This is a genomic window from Paenibacillus sp. CAU 1782, assembly GCF_054551715.1.
On the sequence record NZ_JBTOLL010000005.1, the window covers coordinates 258,423 to 280,791 of the forward strand.

Below are 22,369 nucleotides of genomic sequence, written 5' to 3' on the forward strand. Positions count from 1 at the left end.
AACTGGAACGGCCAGTGTCCGAAAGCGGCTTGCTTATTTATGCTTTAAGCAAAAATTTGCTTATTTGAAGCTTTTCAGGTTGTAGAACGCTGTTTTGCCGCCGTATTGAGCTGTGGAGCCCAGTTGGTCTTCGATGCGAAGCAATTGGTTGTACTTCGCTACGCGGTCCGTACGGGAAGGAGCGCCTGTTTTGATTTGGCCAGCGTTTGTAGCAACTGCGATGTCAGCGATTGTGCTGTCTTCGCTTTCGCCGGAACGGTGGGAGATAACCGCTGTATAACCAGCGCGTTTCGCCATTTCGATCGCGTCGAATGTTTCAGTCAGCGTGCCGATTTGGTTAACTTTAACCAGGATGGAGTTACCCACGCCTTTTTCGATACCGTCGGACAGACGCTCAGTGTTCGTTACGAACAGGTCGTCGCCAACCAGTTGAACTTTGTCGCCCAGTTTCTCGGTAAGCAGTTTCCAACCTTCCCAATCGTCTTCGGAGCAGCCGTCTTCGATTGTGATGATTGGGTACTTCTCAACCCACGAAGCAAGCAGGTCAACGAATTCAGCTGGCGTGAAGGATTTGCCTTCGCCGGACAGCACGTATTTGCCGTCTTTGAAGAACTCAGTGGAAGCAACGTCCATACCCAGGAATACGTCAACGCCTGGCTTGTAGCCGGCTTTTTCGATTGCGGAGATGATTGTAACGATCGCTTCTTCATTGGAACCCAGGTTAGGAGCGAAGCCGCCTTCGTCGCCTACAGCAGTGCTCAGGCCTTTGTCGTGCAGTACGGATTTCAGGTTGTGGAAGATTTCAGCGCCGATGCGAAGAGCTTCCTTGAAATCAGGAGCGCCAACAGGCAGAACCATGAATTCTTGAACGTCGATGTTGTTGTCTGCATGCTCGCCGCCGTTGATGATGTTCATCATTGGTACCGGAAGCGTCTTAGCGTTGAAGCCGCCCAGGTACGTATACAAAGGCACATCCAGAGCGTCAGCAGCAGCGCGCGCTACAGCCATCGATACAGCCAGAATCGCGTTGGCGCCCAGCTTGCCTTTGTTTGGCGTGCCGTCCAGCGCGATCATTTTGCGGTCGATTGCCACTTGATCCAGCGCGTCCAATCCGATGATTTCCGGTGCGATAACCGAGTTCACATTGTCGACTGCTTTGGTTACGCCTTTGCCCAGGTAACGGGATTTGTCGCCGTCACGAAGCTCAACAGCCTCGTGAGCGCCGGTAGAGGCGCCGGATGGCACGATTGCGCGGCCTTTGCCGCCGGATTCCAGGGAAACTTCAACTTCAACTGTAGGATTACCGCGGGAATCCAACACTTCGCGTGCGTATACGTCAACGATTACTGACATAAATGAATACACTCCTTTTGGTGTGAAAAAGTTTGGGTTGGTTAAGGTTCAAAAAGTCCGGTTTAGCGGGCTTTTTAAATAACCTCTTATAGTCTACTATTTCTTGTCTACCAATGTCGAGCCAGTCATTTCCTTAGGCTTCGCAAGGCCGATGAGATCCAGCAGCGTTGGCGAAATATCCGCCAAAATGCCGCCTTCGCGCAAGCTCAAGCCTTCGCGTGTCACGATAAGCGGCACGGGATTTGTCGTATGCGCCGTATGAGGACGGCCATTCTCGTCAAATACCATGTCGGCATTGCCGTGGTCCGCTGTAATGATGCAGACGCCGTCTTTAGCCAGAACGGCTTCTACAACTTTGCCCAGACATTCATCCGTCGCTTCAACCGCCTTGATTGTTGGCTCCAGCATGCCGGAGTGTCCCACCATATCAGGATTGGCGAAATTCAAGATGATGACGTCGTGTTTGTCCGCTTCGATTTCGCGAACAGTCGACTCCGCCAGCTCGTAAGCACTCATCTCAGGCTTCAGGTCATACGTCGCAACCTTAGGAGAATTGATCAATACGCGAGTTTCTCCAGGCAATTCCTTGTCGCGTCCCCCGCTGAAGAAGAAAGTAACGTGCGGATACTTCTCCGTCTCGGCTGTGCGCAGCTGGGTTTTGCCATTTTGCGCAAGCACCTCGCCAAGCGTATTGTCCAGGTTTTTCGGCGAGTAGGCAACAAAGCCTCCTACTGTTTCGCTGAACAAGGTCAGACAGACAAAATACAGTCCAACCGGACGTCCTTCGCCTCTTTCGAAGCCGCGGAAATCCTCGTTCGTGAACACTTGAGACAGCTGAATAGCGCGGTCAGGACGGAAGTTGAAGAAAATAACGGAATCCTCGGACTTTACAAGTCCTACCGGCTTGCCGTCTTCGCCCGTAATGACAGTCGGCATGACGAACTCATCATAAACCGATTTTTCGTACGATTCAACTACGGCCTTAAGCGGATCGCTATACTGAGGACCTTCGCCGTACACCATGGCGCGGTACGATTTCTCTACCCGCTCCCAGCGTTTGTCGCGGTCCATCGCGTAATAACGGCCTTGCACCGTTGCGATTTGGCCTACGCCAATTTCTTCGATCTTCGCTTGCAGACGCTCGACATACCCTTTTGCGCTGTCCGGCGCTACATCGCGGCCATCCAGGAAAGCATGGATATATACGTTGTCCAGGCCTTCGCGTTTCGCCAGCTCCAGCAGAGCAAACAAATGCTCGATGTGGCTGTGTACGCCGCCGTCCGACAGCAAACCGTACAGATGCAGGTTTTTGCCGGTCGACTTGGCATGGCGCACTGCTCCAAGCAGCGTTTCGTTCTCGAAAAACTCGCCATCGCGGATCGACTTGGAAATGCGAGTCAAATCCTGATAAACGATGCGGCCCGCGCCGATGTTCAGATGGCCAACTTCGGAGTTGCCCATCTGGCCTTCCGGCAGGCCTACCGCTTCGCCGCTGGCTGTCAGCGTCGTATGCGGATATTGATTCCAGTAGCGGTCATAATTCGGCTTTTTCGCTTGAGCGACGGCATTGCCTGTCACGTCGTTGCGAAGTCCGAATCCGTCCAGGATGATCAGCGCTGCAGGTTTGCGGGAGGCCATCTTACTTAGCCCCCTCGATCAGAGCGATGTAGGAAGCTGGCTCAAGGCTTGCTCCGCCTACAAGCGCGCCGTCGATATCAGCTTCGCCGAGGTATTCCGCTACAGTGTTTGGCTTCACGCTGCCGCCGTATTGGATGCGAACTTTAGCCGCAACCGCTTCGTCGTACAGACCCGCGATTACGCTGCGGATGTAGCCGATAACGTCCTGCGCGTCAGCCGCGTTGGAGGATTTGCCAGTGCCGATTGCCCAGATTGGCTCGTAAGCAACAACAACTTCAGCTGCTTGTTCAGCGGACAGGCCTTTGAAAGCTCCCTCCGTTTGCACTTTGCAAACTTCTTTCGTAGCTCCGCTTTCGCGCTCTTCCAGCTTTTCGCCTACGCAAACAATTGGAGTCAAGCCATGCTTGAATGCCGCATGAGTTTTCTTGTTGACGATTTCGTCGCTCTCCAAGAAATATTCGCGACGCTCGGAATGGCCGATAATGACATATTTCACACCCAGGTCCTTCAGCATAACGCCGCTGATTTCGCCTGTGTAAGCGCCATTGTCTTCAAAATGAAGGTTTTGCGCGCCGATTGCAATCGTTGTGCCTTTAGCAGCTTCAACGAGCGCCGGAAGCGCCGTGAACGGAGCACAGATGACGCTTTCCACGCCAGCTACTTCCGCTTTGCCTTTTACTTCTGCAAAAAAAGAAGTCGCTTCGGAAACGGTTTTGAACATTTTCCAGTTGCCTGCAATAATAGGTGTTCTGCTCATGGGGTTGCCTCCTTCAAAATTTATTTATCGTTAAGCGCTACAACGCCTGGAAGTGCTTTGCCTTCCATAAACTCCAGGGAAGCGCCGCCGCCTGTGGAGATAAAGTCCATTTTGTCAGCCAGGCCGAATTTCTCAGCTGCCGCAGCGGAGTCGCCGCCGCCGATTACGGTGTAGCCTGTTGTGTCGGCACAAGCTTGTGCCACTGCAATAGTACCGTGAGCGAACGGCTCGATTTCGAATACGCCCATAGGTCCGTTCCAAACAACCAGTTTGGAGTTTTTAATCACGTCAGCATACAGCTCGCGAGTTTTTGGACCGATGTCGATGCCTTCCCAGCCAGCAGGGATGCCGTCGGCGCCTACGATTTGCGTGTTGGCCGAAGCGCTGAAATCGTCGGAAGCTACAACGTCAACCGGAATCAGGAAGTTTTTGCCTAACTTTTTGGCTTTTTCGATGAACTCAAGAGCCAGGTCAAGCTTGCTGTTGTCAACCAGGGAGTTTCCGATTTCATGGCCTTGGGCCTTGAAGAACGTGTAGGACAATCCGCCGCCGATCAAAATGTTGTCAGCGATCTCCAGCATTTTGTCGATAACCGCGATTTTGTCTTTTACTTTGGAGCCGCCAACGATAGCCGTGAATGGACGCTCAGGGTTGTTCAGGGCTTTGCCCAATACATCCAGCTCTCTCTCCATAAGCAGGCCGGATACAGCAGGGAGGATATGAGCGATGCCTTCAGTGGAAGCATGAGCACGGTGAGCCGCGCCGAATGCGTCGTTTACGAACAGGTCAGCCAGCTCTGCGAATGCTTTAGCCAACTCAGGATCGTTTTTCTCTTCGCCCGGGTAGAAACGAACGTTTTCCAGCAAGAGCACATCGCCGTTGCCAAGAGCCGCGATTTGGCCTTTAACCGTTTCGCCGATCGCTTCGTTCGCTTTAACAACCGGTTTACCCAGCAGTTCGGACAAACGAGCAGCAGAAGCCGTGTGGCGAAGCTCTTCAACCACTTTGCCGTCAGGACGTCCCAGATGGCTTGCCAAAATGACTTTAGCGCCTTTTTCAATCAGGTAGTTGATTGTTGGCAGCGTTTCGCGAATCCGTTTGTCGTCGGTAATTTTGCCGTTTTCGGTTGGAACGTTGAAGTCGACGCGCACAAACACTCTTTTGCCAGCCAGTTCCGCTACATCACGAATACTTTTTTTGTTCATCGTATGTTCCCCCATACCCTGAATTTTGGTTCAACTTATATACCATGCCCATATATAAAGAGCGGAAACAATAACGACTGTTTCCGCTCTATGGCGTTACTTAAGTGTTGGCTGATATTACTTAGCCAGTTTTGCGAAGTGCTCCAATGTACGAACCAATTGAGCTGTGTAGGACATTTCGTTGTCGTACCAAGCTACTGTTTTAACCAGTTGTTGGTCGCCTACAGTCAGAACTTTAGTTTGAGTTGCATCGAACAGGGAACCAAAAGTGATGCCCACGATGTCGGAGGATACGATTTCGTCTTCTGTGTAGCCAAAAGTTTGTGCATCGGAAGCTGCTTTCATAGCTGCGTTTACTTCTTCAGCTGTAACTTTTTTGCCCAGAACGGTTACCAGTTCTGTCAGGGAACCTGTAGGCGTAGGAACGCGTTGAGCTGCGCCGTCAAGTTTGCCTTGCAGTTCAGGGATAACCAGGCCGATTGCTTTAGCAGCGCCAGTTGTGTTAGGGATGATGTTTTCAGCTGCTGCGCGAGCACGACGGAAGTCGCCTTTAGGATGCGGAGCATCCAAAGTGTTTTGGTCGCCAGTGTAAGCGTGAATTGTAGTCATAAGGCCTTGAACGATTCCGAATTGGTCTTGCAGAGTTTTAGCCATAGGAGCCAAACAGTTTGTTGTGCAAGATGCGCCGGAGATTACTGTTTCAGTGCCATCAAGGATGTCATGGTTTACGTTGTAAACGATGGTTTTCATGTCGCCAGTAGCTGGAGCGGAGATAACAACTTTTTTAGCGCCGCCTTTAAGGTGCTTTTCAGCTGCTTCTTTAGTTGTGAAGAAACCTGTGCACTCCAGAACGATGTCTACGCCCAGGTCGCCCCAAGGAAGCTCTTCAGGGTTGCGGTTAGCAATAACCTTAACTTCTTTGCCGTTTACTTTGAAGAAGCCGTCATGAACTTCAACTTCGCCGTCGAAGCGGCCTTGTGTTGTGTCATATTTCAGCAGGTGCGCCAACATTTTAGCGTCGGTCAAATCGTTGATTGCAACAACTTCAATGCCTTCTACGTTCTGAATGCGACGGAATGCCAAGCGTCCAATACGTCCAAATCCGTTAATACCAACTTTAACTGTCATGAGTAATTGCCTCCTAAGCATTTTTAAAATGCAAATATATTTCAAGACGTTCCGCTGGCAACGCCATAAGGCGCTTTCGCTTCGCGTCATGATGCCTTAAGTGCTTCGCCATGCTCAGCAGCAGCGCCGCTGCCATGGTGCTTATTTCATTTCGTTTCTTGCTGTATCAATTCTACAATTTCCAAAGCTGCGGCTTCGTCTGTGACAAGGACATCGTCTTGGCCAAAACGCATGATCGCGGCGATGGCTTCGCCCTTTGTTTTACCGCCCGCGACGGCAATCACTACTTCAGTGTTCGCAATATCCTCGAGCCGTAACCCTACCGTCTGCATTTTGTGAACGACTGAACCGCTGCGGTCAAAATAAAACCCGAATGCCTCAGCCAAAGCGCCCTCCGCAGTCATCTCCCGCACCGCGCCTTGCTCCAGCTTTCTTCGCCTTGCCATTACCATCGCGTCGCCGATTCCGTGCACAACGATTCTCGCGCTTCGGATCACGTCCACGATTTCCCGGATATTGGGCTCTTGCATCAAGGAAGCAAATGCCTCTTCCCCCAGATGATCCGGCACATGAAGCATCCGGTATTGCCCGCCGATCCGCTTCGCCATAGTCGACGCCAGCGTGTTGGCCTGATAATCAAGGCTTTCGCCAAGGCCGCCTCGAGCAGGGACAAACCATACATCCTTCATTGCGGTTCCGGTTGTCAACTGATTGGCTACCTGAGCCATCGTGGTGCCGCCCGTAATCGCGACAACATCGTTAGCCCGAAGCTCGCCCCTAAGCACATGGCAGGCCGCTTTTCCAAGCTCCCGCTTGCTTACGATTGAGGCTTCCGAATCACCCGGCACAACCGAGACCTGCTTCAACCCGTAATGCCGTTTGATCTTCTCGCCAAGCTCGGAGAGGCCAAACAGGGATTTGTACATCGGCTCCAGCGCTTCCAGCGCCATCTTGCCAGCTTCGCTGATTACCATGCCGGCGGGATGAATCTCCAGCAGGCCTTGCTCTTTCAGGAATTCCGTTTCCGCGCGGAGCATACGCTCCGTCATCTGCAAGGCATTCGCCAACGTGCGACGACCAATGATATCGGACAACATAATCTGACTTAAAATCAGATATCGCTTCCTCATCACTTCCAGAAGTTCCGGCACAAGCTGCTGCTGCAGTTCAATGAGCTGACGCATCTTATCCTTCACTCCATCGGTAAAGCGCCTGGACATTTATTGTCCCGCATACTCAATTTTAGTCCCACCTCTATTCTAACCAAAATACGGGGCCCCTGCAAGTATAAAAAAGGACATGTAAGCGATTACCGCCATCATTTTCACAAAATTAATTTTGCCGGCTATCTTGCTTTACATACTGATTTATTATATAATCATTTTTGCTACTGTTTTTTGAAGCATTTTCAGCGTGCGCCCGTGGTCCAATGGATATGACGTAGGCCTCCGGAGCCTGAGATCTAGGTTCGATTCCTAGCGGGCGCGCCATTTTAACTTTAACTAGGTATCTAATTTATACATGAACTTGACTAGCATGAATCAGGTCCAGCGCCTGCGTTCATGCTTTTTTTGTATCCTGCACCTCTCTTGAAGGTCCTGCACACTCATCCTTGCGCCCTGTACGATCCTGTACATCCCCTCATGCCTGCTTACTCTTTCTCGTATCCATTTAGTCACCCTTGCCTACTACTCATTCACTCGTCCTGCACGTCCCCTTCTTGCTTGAATACTCTTTCTCGAGTCCTGCACGTCCCCAATTCCTTGTATACTCTCCCTCCTGTCCTGTACCTCCTCACTTGCCTGCTTACTCTTCCTCCTGTCCTGTACCTCCCCACTCGTCTGCTTACTCTTCCTCCTGTCCTGTACGTCCCCACTTGCCTGCGCACTCTTCCTCCTGTCCTGTAAGTCCCCACTTGCCTGCGCACTCTTCCTCCTGTTTTATACGTCCCCACTTGCCTGCGCACTCTTCCTCCTGTCCTGTACGTCCCCACTTGCCTGCGCACTCTTCCTCCTGTCCTGTACGTCCCCACTTGCCTTGCCTGCTTACTCTTCCTACTGTCCTGTACCTCCCCACTCGTCTGCTTACTCTTCCTCCTGTACTGCACACTCTTCCTCTTGTCGTGTACGGCCCACCCTTATACTCCTACACTCTTTCTTGCATCCCGTGCCCTTCCTCTTTCCATTTATCCCCTTTACATGCTAAACTCCCTGTGGGAGAGTGATTTGTTATTTATAAACAGAAACTTTCGAAGGACGAATTAGCGTCAATGCCGCTGGACAAAGTCGGAGCGTTTTGCTTCAGGCCCATGATTGGGGCGTATAAACAAACAATGTCCGTTACAAAGCTCGAGGATAGCGCTGCGGTTAAGGAGATGTTTTATCATGAGTTGACAGCCGATCAACAAGCTCTGTTCTCATTTTTTGTTTATTATTACCACGCTATTGATCCGCTCGAAGAATACTTTTGGTGGAACGCCTATTTCATGGCACAGCCAAAATTATGGTCCGCCACTAAAGCGGCGCTTAACTATTTTGAGGACAATGAGCAGTTACGGTTGCTTGAAGAGATGGAGGCTGTTTTGCTTAGCTGGGGGCAGCCTACAAGCTTAGTGGACTTCCAGACGACACGCGAGGATCTGGCAAAACATGATGAATGGCTGGCGGTTATGAGCTCCAAGCATCTCTGGTTCCTAGAGTTGGCGCCAAACAGTTTGAAGCTGGTTGGCGAGCATATCTTGAATCATTCCGAATCTTTTTTCGTTCTGGAATAAAAGCCCTGTTCGATTGCAAATAACAAACCATGTTTTTGAAGACGCAGAGTTGTCTCTACTCTAATGGTCATCTGCGACCATTAGACGTTGCTTTTTACAGAAATTCCATTTCTAAAGGACATTGGCGACCGTTAAAGCCCATTTACACCCCAATTTGCGCCATTTTTGAGTGCTAATGGACACGGATGACCGCTACAGAATCGAAAACTGGCTTTTTGAGGTTATAGCGGTCATGGATGACCGTTACAGAATCGCAATTTACCTCAAAAGCTCCAGCAGCCATGGAGCACCGTTGCAGAATAGCCAATCTGGCCTTCAGAGGCTCTGCCGGTCATGAATGACCGGCGGGTTGCCAGTCCGAGCCAGAATGACAACGAATCAATAGCAAACAAGCGTGTCCGGCAAATCGCCAGGCACGCTTGTTTTTCCTCATAAAGCAACTGCACAACATAGAATAAAGCATTTCCACAGCCGCCGGAATGCCCCTAAACCGTGAACAATCAATACTTCACTTCAAACTGCGCCTTCTCCACCCATTCGCCGCGAAGAAAGTCGCGTCCTCTTACGCAAACGCGGTTGGAATACACCTCGACATAGAATCCCTGACTGCCTGCAATGGCCTCTCCTTCATCGCTCCACAAATAAGCTGCGGAAGCCGCGTTGAACATATCCGGCAAGCTGTTGCCGCCTTCAAAATGAGTATGTTCCGATTCCAGCTCCCAGTGGGTGTGGCCCGTAAACAGGATGGCATTGGGATGTTTCGCCAACACCGTCCGCAGCTCCTCGTCCTCTACCACTCCATGCCACTCCTGACGCTCAAGGGAGCCGGCCACTGTATTGATCAATGGCTGGTGCAAAAATACAAACACGGGACGATCCGGCGATTTTTGCTCGTTCAGCGTTTGATCCAGCCATTGAAGCTGCTTCCCGGACAACGAGCAGTACAGCTCCAGATTTTTTTCCGTGCCAAGAAAAATAAAATGGTAACCTTCGATCCAATGATCGTGATAAGGCCCGGACATGCCGGAATGTCTCAGAAAACGCTGAATCCGATCTTCCCAAATGCCAAGCCCGACATCGTGATTTCCCATCGTCGCGTACAAAGGCGGCAATTGGTCCTCAAACTTCCTCCAAGTCGCGGACATTTCCGCATATTCGGATGGAAACCCGTGATCCGTCAAATCGCCTACGTGCATGATGCCGCAGGAACCCCCGCCGTTAGCCGCAATATCCAGAAGCGCAAGCTCGAAATGGCGGTTATAGGCATGATCGCTTTCCGCGCGAACATGGGTATCGGTAATCACCTGAAATGACAGGATCGGCTTCTCCGCGTATTCGTTGCTGTTAATTGGCTTCATTATGTCCCCTCTTCCATGTTGACTTACGGCTGCAAACTCGGCTCCGGCTTCGTCTTCAGCCTCCATCCTTAAGAGCTGTGACCTCCGCCGCTAATATTAAGTCCCACCACTCCGGTCACAATGACTCCGATCCAAAGCATGGATGACAGCGACAGCTTTTCCTGGAACAGCAAAGCGCCGAGAAATGCAATAAGAACAATGCCCACGCCGGACCATACGGCGTACACGGTGCTAACCTGCAGGTAAGAAAGCGTAAAGTTGAGGCAGGTAAAGCTGGCTCCATAAAACAGAAACATGAGGATGGATGGCACTAGCTTAGTAAAACCCGCGGAAAACTTCATCGAAACCGTGCCCATCACCTCCAGCACGATTGCCGCGCCAAGCAGCAGCCAGCCGATTGTCATTTCCCCTTTCATGCCTCGTCCTCCTCAATGTCCAGTTCCTTATATCCCGTTACGCAAACATCCGCCAATTCAAGCGGTGCCGGAGGCGCCGCAAAACCATCTTGAATACCGATGGCCAAGGCAACACCTGCGCTTTGGGCCATTGCCATATCGCCCCCTGTATCTCCGATAACGGCTGCTCGGGTAGGGTGTACACCCAATATATCGCAGGCCAGAAGCGCCATGTCGGGAAAAGGCTTGCTCCTCTCCGCCCGATCGGCGCCGATGCAGGCATCAAAACAATCTCTGATTCCAAGCCACTCCAAATGTTTCTCCGCCGCGGCGGTATCGTCCGCCGTAACGACGGCCAGCTTCAGCCCATGGGAGCGGCATAATTCAACAAAGGAAAGAGCGCCTGGAAGCGGCAGCGCCGAGCGCTCCGCCTCCAGCATTTTGTCCGCATCTTGCTTGCCGCCGTAAGCCGCTTCCATCGCCTGCGCCCAGGTTGCCCCGGCCTGGTAACCATGCCATGCCAGCACGGCCATCAGTTGATCGATCGTTCCCATCGCAAGCGGCCCGTTTCGATCGTAATCCGCGGGCCCCCCGTTTTCACCAGCGATGATGCCCAATATTCGGGAACCGTCCAGCGAAACCTCTTTTCCCAACTTTTCCTCCAGACGTGCAGTGTAGGAAGCCACCAGATGGCGGCTCCATACCCCCCAAGTGCCCATAAATTGCAGCAATGTCCCGTCCTTATCGAACAAAATGGCATCAACCGGGTAACGGCGGCCTTTTACAACAAGTTGCGGCATATCGTTCTTCCCTTCTGGCTTATCCCATGTTTACCACGTTCCGTATAAACTTAACAAAAGAGTTCGGCGAAAGTCCAGCCGCCAATTCCTATTTGTTCAATCCATGTACCGCAACGATTCTGCCTACATTATTTATTCAGCCTGTCGAGCTCGCGCTGAGCCGTTTCCTTGGCTTCCTTCAACGCTTCAGCCGCCGGAGTATTGCCAATTTGCACTTTGTCTGCCGCAATTCTCAAGGCGTCAGTTATTTTGCCGCCTGTCGGGTCAAGGAACGGACCGGAAGCATGAGCCGCCTGCTTGAGCGGAACAGTGCTTTGCGGATTCGCTTTGCTAAACTCGACAAAAGCAGGATCGTCCTGGGCGGACTGGCGAACCGCGATGTAACCAGTATTCATGGACCAGAACGCCGTATTTTCAGGGCTCATGAAGAAGCTAAACCATTTGAAAGCCGCTTGCTGCTGCTCCGGAGTCGCTTTGGCCGGAATACCCGCCATAATCGCTCTTGCTACCGGTTTGCCTTCGCCTACGCCTTCCCAGCCCGGCTGCTCCATTGCGCTTACAATGCTGAAGTCCAAATCGCCTTGGTCGCCGCTCGAACCTGTGTAACCCGCTGCGTTGCCCTTCATAACGTCATCAATGGTTTTGTACCAATATTCCCAGCCTTGACCGCCGGAATGGATACGCATGATTTTGTCCTCGTGAATCCATTTGCGGAACAAATCCCAGGTTTCCACCCACTCCGGAGAATCGATCAGCACTGTTTTTCCGTCTTCGCTAATGACGCTGCCGCCTTTGCTGAATACGGCATCCATCATATTATCCGCGCCCCACATTGGCTCCCAGCCGTAAAACGTCGTTTTGTCGCCGTCTTTCACCGTCATTTTGGCAGCAGCCTCCGCCAGTGCCTCCCAAGTGGTCAGCGTCTCGGGATTGATGCCGTTTTTCTCCATGGCGTCCTTGCGATAATACATCAGTTGAGTCGTGCCGTACATCGGCAGGAAATATTGCTTGCCGTCTACTTGCCCCTGCTCCAGGAATGTTGGAATAACGTCATCCTTGTTAAAATCCGCGCTGCCTGCAATCAGCTCATCGATCGAAGCGTAATAGTCACGTCTTGCCCACTCCACATTAGAGGACAAAACCGCCGCTGGAACATTGCCGGAAGCAATTGCAGCCTGAAGCTTCTGTTCCGTCTCGTCATAATCCGCCTGAACGACAGGTTTTACGATAACCTCTTGCTGAGATTCATTGAATTTATTGATCAAAAGCCCCATATTTTCGCCGAGCTTGCCGCCCAGGCCATACCAGAATTCAATGGTAACAGGCTCCGCTTTCGCCGTTGCGGAAGGAGATGCCACCGGGGATTGGCTTCCCGTATTCCCGCTTCCCGCAGTATCTCCGGTTCCGCTCGTTCCCGCTCCGCATGCCGTAACAACCATCAATGAGCTAAGCATAACGCCCGCCGCCAATTTGTTCATCTTCTTCATGTGTATCCCTCCACGAATTCTTTTTTAGCCTTTCGTTGCTCCCGCCGACATATTAAAGCTGTTCATAATCGTTTTTTGCGTAAAAAGGAATAGAAGGAGAAGCGGCGCAATGGTAAACGCGCTGGCTGCCATAATGAGCGGCCACTTCAATCCGTATGCACCCCCTTCCACAAAAAAGCTCCTCAGGCCGGCGGACACAAGCTGCAAATCCGGATTTTTCGTAATCAGCATCGGCCAGAAGTAATTGTTGTAATGATCAATAAAGGTGATCAAAGCAAGAACGGCAAAGGATGAACGGACAATAGGAGTAAGTATGGTCCACAGGATGCGGAAATGCGACGCCCCATCCATCTGTCCGGCCTCCACCAGCTCATGCGAAACCTGCAGAAAAGCTTGTCTGATGAGAAAGATCGAAAATACGCTGACGCAGTTGGATAAAATCAATCCCTGATAGGAATCCAGCATCTGAAGCTTGCTAAGCACGAGGTACCCCGGCAAATAAACCGCCGTGCTCGGCACCATGTAGCTGATTAGAATAAGAGCCGTTAATGCGCCCTTCAGCCTAAACTTCATATGAGTAAGGGCATAAGCCATCATGCCTGAGTTGAAAATTTGCAGCAGAACGATACAACCCGCCACTACAACGCTGTTAAAAATGTACCGGGCAAACGGCGCCGCGGCCCACGCATCCGCGAAATTTTGCCACAACGGATCGGCAGGCCAGATCACGGGCGGAATTTGCCAGATTTCATCATTGGTTTTCAGCGCGCTTGTCACCAGCCAATAAAACGGAAACGCCATGATAACAGCGCTGACGGCCAGCAGTAAATGACGGACCGCAGCATTTATCCTTTTGGAAACCAGCAAGGCTTGTCCTCTCCCCTTCTTTAAAATTGTAAGTTCACAACCTCTTTAATTGTAGTGAACGGTACGGCGGGCAACGATAAACGAGCATACCGACATAGCGGCGCAGCTTGCGATAAGTATGACCGCCACGGCCGAGGCTTCTCCGATTCGGAAGGAAGTAAAGGCCGACTGGTAATACAGATACAGCAGCGTTCTTGTTGATCCCGCAGGTCCGCCCTGCGTCAAAATGTTGATTTGGTCGTACGCCTGCATCGCTGTAATCAGCTGAACGACGGCCAGGAAAAAGGTCGTAGGCGATATAAGCGGAAGCGTTACGCTTTTGAATGCCTGCCAGCCGGTTGCTCCATCCAGGTTGGCCGCTTCCTGCAATTCCTTGGGCACATTGCGAAGCGCCACCAGGAAAAACACCATGCACCATCCCACCGACTTCCATATCGTCACCAGCAAAACGCCAACCAGCGCCCATTTGGGATCCTGAAGCCATCTTATGCCTTCCAGCCCTATGCCCCTTAAGACGGTGTTAGCAAGGCCTACCTCAGGTTCATAAATCCATGACCACACAATGGACACCGCAACCGTCGGCGTTACCCAAGGAGCAAACATCATGAGGCGGTAAATTGCGCCGCCTTTCATTTTTTCATTGAGCAATACCGCCAGCAGCAGTCCGATAATGAGGTTGGGCACAACACTGCCCAAGCAGAACAGCACCGTTACGGTGAGCGCCTGATGAAAAGAAGGATCGCTCAGAAGAAGCTTAAAGTTGTCCAAGCCAACAAACGGCATGTCAGGACTCATAAAGTCCCATTCCACCAGACTCAGATAGGCGACCCAGCCCAGCGGGATCAGCCAGAAGAGCGCAAGCGGAATCATCGCGGGAAGAGTAAACAGCAGCGCCTTGAATTCCCCGGCAATCTTACGTGACACCATGCTTTCAATCCACTCCCGTTTCGTTCAAAAATAATTTGAATCATGTTATAATAGCTGCAAAACCATCAAAATTTTCTTCTTTGTTCAAAAAAAAATTGTACACTCATTCGGAATCACTATGGTTAATTCCGTGTTAAATAGCTTTTAATATTATGTAAATCCGGCCACGCGTTCCAGTCTGGATTTAAACGGAGGAAATCATGAAAAAAGCGACGTTTGACCAAATCAAAAAACCCCTCAGCTTGCGCGAGGAGCTAAGGGCCAAAGTCATTGACGCCATTGCGGAAACGATGGATTTATACGGCGTTAACTATACGTTCGGTCAGCTGTATGGCATTATGTTTTTTGAAGACAGGCCGATGACGCTGGAGGAAATGCAGCAAAGCATGAGCATGAGCAAAAGCAATATGAGCTATGCGGTCAGAGCTCTGACCGAATCCAAAATGGTGGAGAAGCTGAAGGAAAAGCATGAACGCAGAGATCTCTACATGGCGGAAACGGACTTTTTCAAATCGTTCCAATCCTTCTTCACTATCAAGCTGCAGCGGGAAATCGATGTGATGCGCTGCGCCATTGATGCCGCCATTCCGGTGCTTTCCTCCATTATATTGGAGAAAGCCACCTCGGACGAAGAGCGCCAGCTATGCCTGGAGGACCTTCACAAGCTGAAGCATGCTCTTGCCTATTACGAATGGCTTCAGCAATTCGTTGAAAATTTGAAGGAAGGGACTTTCTTTGACAACCGGCCTCACGGTTGACTTTGACCTTCTTTGACTTTTTCTGAACAATCCGTTATGATAGGTTTACACATCAACAAATCCACTACGTTTATGATGAAGAGGAGGCTTGGTTAAGCATGAATTTTGTGCCTATGGTTATTGAACAAAGCAATCGCGGAGAGCGTTCCTACGATATTTACTCCCGCCTCTTGAAGGACCGCATTATTTTTCTGGGCTCGGGCGTTAATGATGTGGTAGCCAACTCCATTATTGCGCAGATGCTGTTTTTGGCAGCTGAGGACCCGGAGAAGGATATCTCGCTTTACATCAACAGCCCCGGCGGTTCCATTACAGCCGGCATGGCTATTTACGATACGATGCAATACATCAAACCGGATGTTTCCACCATCTGTGTCGGCATGGCGGCTTCCATGGGCGCATTCCTGCTGACGGCAGGCGCAAAAGGCAAACGCTACGCGCTTCCTAACAGCGAAGTGATGATCCATCAGCCATTGGGCGGGGCCGAAGGCCAAGCCAGCGATATCGAAATTCGCGCTCGCCGCATCCTGAAGATGCGCGACAAGCTGAATCATATCCTTGCCGATCGTTCCGGACAACCGCTGGAACGCATCGAGAAGGATACCGACCGCGACTACTTCATGAGCGCGGCGGAAGCCAAAGAATACGGCCTTGTCGATAAAGTTATCGAAAGAGTCTAATCACACGGTTTCACACTTGCGTTGCGGTTTCCGCAAGCCCGCATTGTGACTTGCGAAAACCCGCATTTCAAAAAAATCCCTCGTCGCCAGCTGGCGGCGGGGGATTTTTTTTGCTTTTTGGCGAAATGTGACATGTTTCATTGACACTTATAGAAAAAAGAGAGATTTATCCGTGATTTTATTGCATTAGCAAGATGTTCCAACCTATAATCAGAAGTGTCGGAACTCACAATCGCAACCAGGGGTGAAATCATGGAAGTAGAAGCATTAAACAAGGTCGAGCAGCTTGCTTTGAAGAAGCTCCGCGTCTACCAGAACAGCATCTGGCGTTATTTGTCCCGCTCCATGCTTGCCAGCATGTTTATCGGGTTTGGCGTTATTGTCGCTTTCAAAACGGGCAGCTTTTTCTATCTGGAGCATTCTCCTCTGACCTACCCGATGGCGGCGATTACCTTCGGCGCGGCAATCATCCTCATCAGCTACGGCGGCGGCGATCTCTTCACCGGCAACACGTTTTATTACACCTACGCGACGCTGCGCAAGTCGATGCGATGGAAGGACACAATCCGGCTATGGTGCCTCAGCTACCTGGGCAATATTATGGGGGCGGCGGCGTTTGCGCTGCTGATCTGGACAACCGGCTTGTTTTCCAGTCCCGACGTCAACGGCTTTTTGCTGGAGGTCGTGCACAAAAAAATGAATGCGCCGGTATCGGAGTTGTTTTTCCGGGCCATTCTATGTAACTGGCTGGTCTGCCTCGCTTTTTTTGTTCCGATGTCCATGAAAGGCGACGGGGCCAAAATGTTTTCCATGATGCTGTTTGTTTTCTGCTTCTTTATTTCGGGCTACGAACACAGCATTGCCAATTTGTGTACCTTTGCTATCGCTTTTGTTCTGGATCCTGCCAATTTCTCCTATGTCGGGGGTTTTCGCAACATCATTCCGGTAACAGCGGGCAATCTCATTGGCGGCGGCCTGCTAATGGGGGTTATGTATCATTACGTCAATAAACCGTTTTTTGAATCTGACAAATAAGGGGCGTGACCTTACATGAAAAAATCGAAAATTGTCGTTATTGGAACCGGAGCCGTTGGCTCGACTACTGCTTATACGCTGCTGCTTCGCAATCGCATGGACGAGTTGGTGCTGATCGACGCCAACCATAATAAAGCTGCCGGCGATGCGCTGGATATGAACCACGGCATGGCTTTCCTGGGACAAGCCGATGTATGGGCAGGCACCTATGCCGATTGCGCAGGCGCAGATATCATCATCATCACGGCTGGAGCCGCACAAAAGCCGGGCGAATCCCGCACCGATCTGCTGAAGCGCAACGTCGCCATTTTTGACAGCATTATTGAGCAAGTGCTTCCTTACAATAAAGACGCCATCCTCCTGATCGCCTCCAACCCGGTAGACATCATGAGCTATATGGCTTACCGCAAAGCCGGTTTGCCGGTAGAACGCGTAATCGGCTCCGGCACTTTGCTGGACAGCGGCCGTTTCCGCTACCTGATCGGACAAAAGCTGAACATCGATCCTCGCAGCGTTCATGCCCACATTGTTGGCGAACACGGCGATTCCGAGCTTCCTCTGTGGAGCTTGGCCAACGTAGCAGGCTCCGAGCTTCAACTGACAGACGCTGAGCGCGAGGAAGTATTTGCAAATACACGCGACGCAGCTTACCAAATCATCGAAGCAAAAGGCGCTACCTACTACGCTATCGCTTTGGCGCTGGACCGGATTTGTACAGCGATTCTGAGCGACGAAGGCGCTGTGCTAAATGTCTCTACTTTGCTAAACGACTACCACGGCGTATCCGATGTATATCTCGGAGTGCCTTGCGTTATCGACCGCGGCGGCGTGAGAAAAATCATGGACATCACTATTTCCGAAGAAGAAAGAGTGCTGTTCCACAAATCCGCCGACAAAATCAAAGGCCTGATCTCTACTCTTCAACTGTAATAAAGCCACACGAAAAAAGAGCCTTCAACCGCAGCATGACTGCGTTTGAGGGCTCTTTTTTCAGTACATGTATAGTTTTGGGCACTATTGGTTCTCAAGCTCTTCCTTGCTTACCAATGCCACCAAAGCATTAACCGCCTGCTCGGCATCCGAACCTTCTGCACTAATCGAGACTTCAGTACCGGAACTGATCGCAAGGCTCATAATGCCCATAATGGACTTGGCATTAACCTTCTTATCGTCCTTTTCCACAAATACCTCGGAGGAAAATTTGTTCGCTTCTTGTACGAATAGCGCTGCTGGTCTCGCATGAAGCCCCGTCTTCAGACGAACGACAACCGGTAGCCTTGTCATGTAAATCATACCCCCTATATTTTACTAAAACATTAGCATGTGATGTATAAAAAGCCATTTCATCTTATTATATCATTATACAAGCGGTTGCACTAGGTTAAAGTTACTCCGCCTCTGATTTTTTCCGCCAGTTCGTCAATTTTTCTCAGCCGGTGGTTGACCCCGGATTTGCTGACCTTTCCGCCAAGCATTTCCCCAACCTCCGTCAAGTTGGAATCGGGATGCAGCAGCCTGATTTCCGCTACCTCACGCAGCTTATCCGGCAGATTTTCCAACCCGATTTCTTTCTGCAGAAGTTTGATGTTGTCAATCTGGCGCACAGCTGCGCCGATGGTTTTGTTTAAGTTGGCCGTCTCGCAATTAACGATCCGGTTGACCGAGTTGCGCATATCGCGCATAATTCTGACATCCTCGAACTTGAACAACGCTTGGTGAGCGCCGATAATATTCAGCAGCTCGATAATTTTTTCGCCTTCCTTAATATAGAAGACAAAACCTTTTTTGCGTTCAATACATCTGGCGTTTAGATCAAACTTGTTCGCCAGTTCCACCAACGCTTCGCAATGCTCCTGATACATGGAAGCGATTTCCAAATGATACGAAGAGCCTTCGGGATTGTTGACGGATCCTCCCGCCAGGAAGGCACCCCTTAAGTACGACCGCTTGCAGCAAGGCTTGCGAATCATCTCCTTGTCGATGCCGGCGCTGAAAAGAAATCCTTCCGAGACGATGCGGAGCTCCGCAAGCACCTCTTGCACCATGGAAGGCATTCTGACGATGTAGACATTATTTTTTTTGAGCCGCATTTTTTTGCGCACAAGAAGCTCTACATGAACATTAAAATGCTTCTTCACAAGCGAATATATTCTTCTTGCGATAGCGGCATTTTCTGTGGAGATGTCGAGAACGACCTTGCGGCTGGATAAGCTGACCGAACCGTTCATCCGTATAAGCGCCGACAGCTCCGCGCGTTCACAGCAACCGTCCGCTTCAATTAAGGTCAGTTCCTTTTTTGTCTGCGCCGCAAAAGACATTCTGCTTCACCTCTTTCGTAACATCCAGTTTTCCACCAGCTTATAAATATGATGACTGAGCCGCTCCGCGTCATGACGCAGGAACGTCCTGAACAATACCAGACGGTCGGCAATGACCTTATAACCTCGCCGCGTCACTTCATCAATATCCAAATGAACAGCCTTGGAACCCATTTCTGCGTATTTGCTTTCCACTTGCGGCGGTATTTCGCCGTCGTTAACAATGACATAATCGAATAAATGATGGCCGATATGATCATGAATGGCAGCCAGATGGTCGCCAACGGAATAATTGTCCGTTTCGCCGGGCTGCGTCATGACATTGCATACAAAAAGCTTAACCGCTTCCGATTTAACAATTGCCTGCGCCAATTTCGGAACGATCAGGTTTGGCATGATGCTGGTATATAAGCTGCCTGGTCCGATCAAGATCGCATCCGCGCTTTCGATGGCTTCTACCGCTTCCGGCAGCGGCTCTACATCAGCCGGCTCCAAAAATACGCGTTTGATGCGCCTGCCTGCTTTGGGAATCATGGATTCCCCCGTAATGATGGTGCCGTCAACCATCTCGGCATTCAATACAATTGCGCGATTCGCGGCGGGGAGAACCATGCCTCTCACAGCAAGCACTTCGCTGAGCCGCCTGACTCCGGTAACAAAATCGCCGCCGCTAATATCCGTCATGGCTGCCAGCATCAGATTGCCCAAGCTGTGCCCGGCAAGACCTGTGCCGCTATTAAAGCGGTATTTCAACACTTCTGTGAGCAGCGGCTCCGCGTCCGCCAGCGCCATCAGCACATTTCGGATATCGCCCGGCGGCGGAATCTGCAGCTCGTTGCGCAACACGCCGGAGCTGCCTCCGTCATCGGCCACCGTTACGATTGCCGTTATATCCAGGGGCTTTTCTTTAAGCCCCCGCAGCATGACGGAAAGTCCCGTACCGCCGCCAATGACGACGATTTTGGGACGGCGGACTATTTTTTGAATACTCTGCATCCTCTCACCTCGCGTCAATGCTTATCGCGTTCGGAATCGCGATGGCTGACGCGCACACGCTCCGTATCGCTGCTGCCGAGCATCCGGCCCAAATATTCCGCTATGGCGACGGAACGATGTTTGCCGCCCGTACAACCGATGCCGACCACAACCTGGCTCTTCCCTTCCTTGCGATACAACGGAATGAGAAATTGCAGCATATCCAGAAGTTTAGTCAAAAACTGCTGAGTCTCCGGCCACTTCATCACATAGTCGTATACATCGGGATGTTGTCCCGTATTGGGGCGCAATTGCTCCACATAATGGGGGTTCGGCAAAAAGCGCACGTCGTAAATCAAATCCGCGTCAATCGGAATGCCGTATTTAAAACCAAAGGAAGTGACATTAATGGAAAGGCTGCTTTGCTCCTGATTGGTAAAATGGGAAATGATGCGTTCCTTCAACTGAAGCGGCTTCAGCTTGCTCGTATCAATAACTTGCGACGCGGAGCCCTTCAAGTCTTCCAGCATGCGGCGTTCGGCATTGATGCCTTCCAGCGGAAGGCCCTGCTGCGCCAGCGGATGACGTCTCCTGCTTTCCTTGTAGCGCTGAACAAGCACATCATCCGTGGCGTCCAGGAACAAAATTTCGCAGCTGATCGTATGATGATCCTTAATATATGCCAATGATTCCGATAATGCCGTAAAAAACTCCCGGCCGCGCAAATCAATAACGAGCGCGACTTTCCCGATTTTGCCGTTGGACTGCTCAATCAGCTCCGCAAATTTCGGGATAAGCACCGGAGGCAGGTTGTCGACGCAGAAAAAGCCGAGATCCTCCAGACTTTGTACAGCAATCGTTTTTCCCGCACCCGACATACCGGTTATAATCACCAGTTTGGCCAGCGTAGCTGACGTATCCATAGAAAGCACCCGCTATCCTCTTAGAATAAGTCCTGCCGCTCCTACAACGCCCGCATCATTGCCCAATACTGCCGGGACAATACGAACGCCTTCCTTCGCCTGGTCTTGCGTATATTTCTCGAATACTTCGCGAATTTGGTCAAACAGGAAATCTCCCGCTTTGGAAACACCGCCGCCGACAATAAAATATTGAGGATTCAGCACGATCGCCATCATGGCCATCGATTTGCCCAAATAATAAGCGGCGCGGGACACAATGCGGCTTGCAACCTCGTCCCCGGCCTTGGCGGCGTCAACAACATCCTTGGCCATAATGTTCTCGACCTGGGACAACGAAGTGCGGTCGCCCCGGGCAACTGCATCCTTGGCCATGCGGATAATACCTGTGGCGGAGGACACCGTCTCCAGGCAGCCCATCTTGCCGCAGCCGCATTGAATCGCTTCCAGATCAGGCACAATCGCGATATGGCCAAGTTCTCCCGCCATGCCGGCGAAACCTTCCACGATTTTTCCTCCGATAATAATGCCTCCGCCTACGCCCGTACCAAGGGTATAGCATACGCAGTCGGACACGCCGCGGCCCGCTCCGGCCCATGCCTCGCCCAGCGCCGCCACATTGGCGTCATTGTTGACTTTGATCGTTTTGCCCAGTTCTTGCTCCAGGAAACCCTTCAAATCCGTATTTTCGATCTTCAGGTTAGCGGAATATTTCACATAGCCGGCCGGAATGTCGAGAAAGCCCGCAATGCCGATGCCTACGCCGTCCACTTGCTCCCATTCATAAGGGGATTCCTCTACGATCGCCCGCGCGTACTTTGCAATATTATGAAGGATCGCATCCGTGCCTTTGCTCACTTCCGTATCGCCTTCATACGTGCCCAGCAGCTTACCTTCAGAATCGCAGATGCCTACCTTAATTGTAGTGCCGCCGACATCGACTCCAACATAAATCTTCTCAGACATTCCCTGCCACCTCATTTACAAAGTTAACG

23 protein-coding genes and 1 tRNA gene are annotated in these 22,369 nt (G+C 51.1%); 6 read left to right on the plus strand and 18 right to left on the minus strand.

From position 1 onward, the window contains the following. Positions 1 to 60: 60 nt before the first annotated feature. From eno to ACX93W_RS14670, 6 genes are all read right to left on the minus strand, one after another. Entirely contained in the window at positions 61 to 1,353 is a 1,293-nt protein-coding gene (eno, locus tag ACX93W_RS14645) for a phosphopyruvate hydratase (RefSeq protein WP_459393116.1), read from the minus strand. 96 nt (positions 1,354 to 1,449) lie between these two features. After that, the gene (gene gpmI / locus ACX93W_RS14650) at positions 1,450 to 2,991 is read right to left on the minus strand and encodes a 2,3-bisphosphoglycerate-independent phosphoglycerate mutase (RefSeq protein ID WP_459393117.1); all 1,542 of its coding nucleotides are present in this window, start codon (positions 2,989 to 2,991) and stop codon (positions 1,450 to 1,452) included. A 1-nt stretch (position 2,992) separates the two neighbouring features. Further along, a complete protein-coding gene (gene tpiA, locus ACX93W_RS14655) occupies positions 2,993 to 3,748 on the minus strand; it encodes a triose-phosphate isomerase (RefSeq protein WP_459393118.1) in 756 nt (251 codons plus the stop codon). Between the two features lie 20 nt (positions 3,749 to 3,768). Then, positions 3,769 to 4,953: a phosphoglycerate kinase gene (locus tag ACX93W_RS14660; RefSeq protein WP_459393119.1), complete on the minus strand. Its 1,185-nt coding sequence runs from the start codon at positions 4,951 to 4,953 to the stop codon at positions 3,769 to 3,771. A 117-nt stretch (positions 4,954 to 5,070) separates the two neighbouring features. Beyond that, on the minus strand, positions 5,071 to 6,081 hold the full coding sequence (gene gap / locus ACX93W_RS14665; protein ID WP_459393120.1) for a type I glyceraldehyde-3-phosphate dehydrogenase: 1,011 nt from the start codon (positions 6,079 to 6,081) through the stop codon (positions 5,071 to 5,073). A 146-nt stretch (positions 6,082 to 6,227) separates the two neighbouring features. Then, on the minus strand, positions 6,228 to 7,265 hold the full coding sequence (locus ACX93W_RS14670; protein WP_459393121.1) for a sugar-binding transcriptional regulator: 1,038 nt from the start codon (positions 7,263 to 7,265) through the stop codon (positions 6,228 to 6,230). A gap of 231 nt (positions 7,266 to 7,496) precedes the next feature. Here ACX93W_RS14670 and ACX93W_RS14675 point away from each other — a divergent pair. Beyond that, positions 7,497 to 7,571, plus strand: a tRNA-Arg gene (locus ACX93W_RS14675). A gap of 355 nt (positions 7,572 to 7,926) precedes the next feature. Here ACX93W_RS14675 and ACX93W_RS14680 read toward each other — a convergent pair. Then, on the minus strand, positions 7,927 to 8,157 hold the full coding sequence (locus ACX93W_RS14680) for a hypothetical protein (RefSeq protein ID WP_459393122.1): 231 nt from the start codon (positions 8,155 to 8,157) through the stop codon (positions 7,927 to 7,929). A 256-nt stretch (positions 8,158 to 8,413) separates the two neighbouring features. On the opposite strand from ACX93W_RS14680, the gene ACX93W_RS14685 reads away from it, so the two are divergent. Continuing rightward, complete coding sequence (locus ACX93W_RS14685) at positions 8,414 to 8,854, plus strand: hypothetical protein (protein ID WP_459393123.1); 441 nt, start codon at positions 8,414 to 8,416, stop codon at positions 8,852 to 8,854. A 500-nt stretch (positions 8,855 to 9,354) separates the two neighbouring features. Here the strand turns inward: ACX93W_RS14685 and ACX93W_RS14690 are convergent, their stop codons facing one another. From ACX93W_RS14690 to ACX93W_RS14715, 6 genes are all read right to left on the minus strand, one after another. Next, the gene (locus ACX93W_RS14690) at positions 9,355 to 10,212 is read right to left on the minus strand and encodes a metallophosphoesterase family protein (protein ID WP_459393124.1); all 858 of its coding nucleotides are present in this window, start codon (positions 10,210 to 10,212) and stop codon (positions 9,355 to 9,357) included. A gap of 68 nt (positions 10,213 to 10,280) precedes the next feature. Then, positions 10,281 to 10,610: a DMT family transporter gene (locus ACX93W_RS14695; protein ID WP_459393166.1), complete on the minus strand. Its 330-nt coding sequence runs from the start codon at positions 10,608 to 10,610 to the stop codon at positions 10,281 to 10,283. A 14-nt stretch (positions 10,611 to 10,624) separates the two neighbouring features. Beyond that, positions 10,625 to 11,407, minus strand: a complete 783-nt coding sequence (locus ACX93W_RS14700; protein ID WP_459393125.1) for an HAD family hydrolase — start codon at positions 11,405 to 11,407, stop codon at positions 10,625 to 10,627. Between the two features lie 128 nt (positions 11,408 to 11,535). After that, positions 11,536 to 12,894: an ABC transporter substrate-binding protein gene (locus ACX93W_RS14705; RefSeq protein WP_459393126.1), complete on the minus strand. Its 1,359-nt coding sequence runs from the start codon at positions 12,892 to 12,894 to the stop codon at positions 11,536 to 11,538. Positions 12,895 to 12,918: 24 nt separating this feature from the next. Next, entirely contained in the window at positions 12,919 to 13,761 is an 843-nt protein-coding gene (locus ACX93W_RS14710; RefSeq protein WP_459393127.1) for a carbohydrate ABC transporter permease, read from the minus strand. A gap of 45 nt (positions 13,762 to 13,806) precedes the next feature. Continuing rightward, positions 13,807 to 14,688, minus strand: a complete 882-nt coding sequence (locus ACX93W_RS14715; RefSeq protein ID WP_459393128.1) for a carbohydrate ABC transporter permease — start codon at positions 14,686 to 14,688, stop codon at positions 13,807 to 13,809. Positions 14,689 to 14,888: 200 nt separating this feature from the next. On the opposite strand from ACX93W_RS14715, the gene ACX93W_RS14720 reads away from it, so the two are divergent. The 4 genes from ACX93W_RS14720 to ACX93W_RS14735 all read left to right on the plus strand — a co-directional run bounded on the left by ACX93W_RS14720 (position 14,889) and on the right by ACX93W_RS14735 (position 18,091). Further along, positions 14,889 to 15,446 (plus strand): GbsR/MarR family transcriptional regulator, encoded by a 558-nt coding sequence (locus ACX93W_RS14720; protein WP_459393129.1) that lies wholly within the window; start codon positions 14,889 to 14,891, stop codon positions 15,444 to 15,446. 98 nt (positions 15,447 to 15,544) lie between these two features. Then, positions 15,545 to 16,126, plus strand: coding sequence for an ATP-dependent Clp endopeptidase proteolytic subunit ClpP (gene clpP / locus ACX93W_RS14725; protein WP_459393130.1), 582 nt, complete (start codon positions 15,545 to 15,547; stop codon positions 16,124 to 16,126). A 252-nt stretch (positions 16,127 to 16,378) separates the two neighbouring features. Next, complete coding sequence (locus tag ACX93W_RS14730; protein WP_459393131.1) at positions 16,379 to 17,161, plus strand: formate/nitrite transporter family protein; 783 nt, start codon at positions 16,379 to 16,381, stop codon at positions 17,159 to 17,161. Between the two features lie 15 nt (positions 17,162 to 17,176). Further along, a complete protein-coding gene (locus ACX93W_RS14735; protein WP_459393132.1) occupies positions 17,177 to 18,091 on the plus strand; it encodes an L-lactate dehydrogenase in 915 nt (304 codons plus the stop codon). 84 nt (positions 18,092 to 18,175) lie between these two features. On the opposite strand, the gene ACX93W_RS14740 is transcribed toward ACX93W_RS14735, so the two are convergent. The 5 genes from ACX93W_RS14740 to ACX93W_RS14760 form a co-directional block, all read right to left on the minus strand. Next, on the minus strand, positions 18,176 to 18,445 hold the full coding sequence (locus ACX93W_RS14740; protein WP_028609180.1) for an HPr family phosphocarrier protein: 270 nt from the start codon (positions 18,443 to 18,445) through the stop codon (positions 18,176 to 18,178). Positions 18,446 to 18,537: 92 nt separating this feature from the next. Continuing rightward, on the minus strand, positions 18,538 to 19,479 hold the full coding sequence (gene whiA / locus ACX93W_RS14745; RefSeq protein WP_459393133.1) for a DNA-binding protein WhiA: 942 nt from the start codon (positions 19,477 to 19,479) through the stop codon (positions 18,538 to 18,540). 6 nt (positions 19,480 to 19,485) lie between these two features. Beyond that, the gene (locus ACX93W_RS14750) at positions 19,486 to 20,475 is read right to left on the minus strand and encodes a gluconeogenesis factor YvcK family protein (RefSeq protein WP_459393134.1); all 990 of its coding nucleotides are present in this window, start codon (positions 20,473 to 20,475) and stop codon (positions 19,486 to 19,488) included. 14 nt (positions 20,476 to 20,489) lie between these two features. After that, positions 20,490 to 21,377 (minus strand): RNase adapter RapZ, encoded by an 888-nt coding sequence (gene rapZ, locus ACX93W_RS14755; RefSeq protein ID WP_459393135.1) that lies wholly within the window; start codon positions 21,375 to 21,377, stop codon positions 20,490 to 20,492. A 12-nt stretch (positions 21,378 to 21,389) separates the two neighbouring features. After that, positions 21,390 to 22,340: an ROK family glucokinase gene (locus ACX93W_RS14760; protein ID WP_459393136.1), complete on the minus strand. Its 951-nt coding sequence runs from the start codon at positions 22,338 to 22,340 to the stop codon at positions 21,390 to 21,392. Between the last annotated feature and the right edge of the window lie 29 nt (positions 22,341 to 22,369).

Bases quoted from the DNA above. Each gene is read 5' to 3' on its own strand.
- eno (WP_459393116.1), bottom strand. From the start codon at position 1,353: ATGTCAGTAATCGTTGACGTATACGCACGCGAAGTGTTGGATTCCCGC.
- gpmI (WP_459393117.1), bottom strand. From the start codon at position 2,991: ATGGCCTCCCGCAAACCTGCAGCGCTGATCATCCTGGACGGATTCGGA.
- tpiA (WP_459393118.1), bottom strand. From the start codon at position 3,748: ATGAGCAGAACACCTATTATTGCAGGCAACTGGAAAATGTTCAAAACC.
- ACX93W_RS14660 (WP_459393119.1), bottom strand. From the start codon at position 4,953: ATGAACAAAAAAAGTATTCGTGATGTAGCGGAACTGGCTGGCAAAAGA.
- gap (WP_459393120.1), bottom strand. From the start codon at position 6,081: ATGACAGTTAAAGTTGGTATTAACGGATTTGGACGTATTGGACGCTTG.
- ACX93W_RS14670 (WP_459393121.1), bottom strand. From the start codon at position 7,265: ATGCGTCAGCTCATTGAACTGCAGCAGCAGCTTGTGCCGGAACTTCTG.
- ACX93W_RS14685 (WP_459393123.1), top strand. From the start codon at position 8,414: ATGTCCGTTACAAAGCTCGAGGATAGCGCTGCGGTTAAGGAGATGTTT.
- ACX93W_RS14690 (WP_459393124.1), bottom strand. From the start codon at position 10,212: ATGAAGCCAATTAACAGCAACGAATACGCGGAGAAGCCGATCCTGTCA.
- ACX93W_RS14700 (WP_459393125.1), bottom strand. From the start codon at position 11,407: ATGCCGCAACTTGTTGTAAAAGGCCGCCGTTACCCGGTTGATGCCATT.
- ACX93W_RS14705 (WP_459393126.1), bottom strand. From the start codon at position 12,894: ATGAAGAAGATGAACAAATTGGCGGCGGGCGTTATGCTTAGCTCATTG.
- ACX93W_RS14715 (WP_459393128.1), bottom strand. From the start codon at position 14,688: ATGGTGTCACGTAAGATTGCCGGGGAATTCAAGGCGCTGCTGTTTACT.
- ACX93W_RS14720 (WP_459393129.1), top strand. From the start codon at position 14,889: ATGAAAAAAGCGACGTTTGACCAAATCAAAAAACCCCTCAGCTTGCGC.
- clpP (WP_459393130.1), top strand. From the start codon at position 15,545: ATGAATTTTGTGCCTATGGTTATTGAACAAAGCAATCGCGGAGAGCGT.
- ACX93W_RS14730 (WP_459393131.1), top strand. From the start codon at position 16,379: ATGGAAGTAGAAGCATTAAACAAGGTCGAGCAGCTTGCTTTGAAGAAG.
- ACX93W_RS14735 (WP_459393132.1), top strand. From the start codon at position 17,177: ATGAAAAAATCGAAAATTGTCGTTATTGGAACCGGAGCCGTTGGCTCG.
- ACX93W_RS14740 (WP_028609180.1), bottom strand. From the start codon at position 18,445: ATGACAAGGCTACCGGTTGTCGTTCGTCTGAAGACGGGGCTTCATGCG.
- whiA (WP_459393133.1), bottom strand. From the start codon at position 19,479: ATGTCTTTTGCGGCGCAGACAAAAAAGGAACTGACCTTAATTGAAGCG.
- ACX93W_RS14750 (WP_459393134.1), bottom strand. From the start codon at position 20,475: ATGCAGAGTATTCAAAAAATAGTCCGCCGTCCCAAAATCGTCGTCATT.
- rapZ (WP_459393135.1), bottom strand. From the start codon at position 21,377: ATGGATACGTCAGCTACGCTGGCCAAACTGGTGATTATAACCGGTATG.
- ACX93W_RS14760 (WP_459393136.1), bottom strand. From the start codon at position 22,340: ATGTCTGAGAAGATTTATGTTGGAGTCGATGTCGGCGGCACTACAATT.